This is a genomic window from Aeromicrobium sp. PFPM2_SD2, from assembly GCF_057364525.1.
Genome location: NZ_JBNFNZ010000513.1, coordinates 1 through 1,634, shown reverse-complemented (window position 1 = coordinate 1,634; position 1,634 = coordinate 1). Strand labels below are relative to the sequence as shown.

The window sequence follows — 1,634 nt, the reverse complement described above, 5'->3', positions numbered from 1 at the left end:
TCGGCCGGGCTGCCGTGGCGAGGAGCCGGACGGCGGCTGGGCCGACGCCGGGCGCACCGACCTGGAGACCACGATCGACACGGTCGGACGCTCGTCCGACCGCCGCGGCGACTTCGACGAGGTCTACGGCGACTGGGCGCAGCTGCGCGACCAGGTCCGCTCGTCCTCGTCCCCGCAGCGGCTCGACACCGACGTCGCCGCGGCGCTGCGGGCCGCCGAGCGCGATCCCGCTGGGCTGAGTCGTGAGCAGGCGCTGGCGCTCATGACCGCCCCCGAGGGGCCCGAGCTCGAGGCGCTCTGCTCGCTGGCCGACGACCTGCGCCGCGACGCGGTCGGCGACGACCTGACGTACGTGGTGAACCGGAACATCAACTTCACCAACGTCTGCTACACCGGCTGCCGCTTCTGCGCGTTCGCCCAGCGCAAGACCGACGCCGACGCGTTCACGCTGTCGCTGGACGAGATCCAGGCGCGGGCGCACGAGGCGGTCGCGTTCGGCGCCACGGAGGTGTGCATGCAGGGCGGCATCGACCCGGAGATGCCGGCCAGCTCGTACTTCGACATCGCGCGGGCGGTGAAGCAGGCCGAGCCCGGCCTTCACCTGCACGCCTACAGCCCGATGGAGGTCATGAACGGCGTCGCCCGCACCGGCCTGTCGATCCACGACTGGCTGGTCGCCGCGAAGGAGGCCGGCGTCGACTCGCTGCCCGGCACCGCGGCCGAGATCCTCGACGACGAGGTCCGCTGGGTGCTGACCAAGGGCAAGCTCCCGGCCAGCCAGTGGGTCGAGGTCGTCACCACCGCGCACCGCGTCGGGCTGCCGACCACCGCGACGATGATGTACGGCCACGTCGACCACCCCGGGCACTGGGTCGGGCACCTGCGCACCATCGCCGAGCTCCAGCGCGAGACCGGCGGCTTCACCGAGTTCGTCCCGCTGCCGTTCGTGCACCAGTCGAGCCCGATCTACCTGGCCGGCGTCGCGCGTCCGGGCCCCACGGTGCGCGACAACCGGGCCGTGCACGCGATGGCCCGCGTCATGCTGCACGGGCTGGTCGACAACGTCCAGGTCTCGTGGGTCAAGCTCGAGCCGGCCGTGCTCGACCAGATCCTGCGCGGCGGCGTGAACGACCTCGGCGGCACGCTCATGGAGGAGACGATCAGCCGCATGGCCGGCTCGACACAGGGCTCGCGCAAGGACGTCCACGAGCTGGAGCAGATGGCCGCGCGGGTCGGACGTCCCGCCGTGCAGCGCACCACGTCGTACGGACGCCCCCGTCCCGTCGCCTGAGCGAAACCTGGGGGACCACCTCCCTGGCTACGATGGAGACCGGCGTCACGAGCGCCGCCCGGATCGTCCCGTCGACCACGACCTCACGGGGGTGACGCAGTGCCCGACGCCTCGGTGCGCTTCACCGCCGTGCTGCCCATCAAGTCCTGGACCCACGCCAAGTCGCGCCTGCACGACGACCCGATCGTGCGCCACGCCTTCGCCCGGGCCCTGCTCAAGGACACGCTCGACGCCGTCCTGGACGCCCGGGCCGTCGACCGCACCGTCGTCGTGACCGCCCGACGCCGGGCGTCGCCGAGTACGCCCGCTTCGTGGGGCGCCGAGGTGGTCGCCGACCGCACCC

General features: G+C 72.8%; 2 protein-coding genes. Both read left to right on the top strand.

The window, feature by feature from the left end:
• A partial coding sequence (gene cofH / locus AC2W7G_RS15755; protein ID WP_485869269.1) for a 5-amino-6-(D-ribitylamino)uracil--L-tyrosine 4-hydroxyphenyl transferase CofH occupies positions 1-1,291 on the top strand: 1,291 nt, incomplete at its 5' end.
• A gap of 99 nt (positions 1,292-1,390) precedes the next feature.
• Positions 1,391-1,634 (top strand): glycosyltransferase family protein (locus tag AC2W7G_RS15750; protein ID WP_485869268.1); only part of this gene is annotated, 244 nt, incomplete at its 3' end.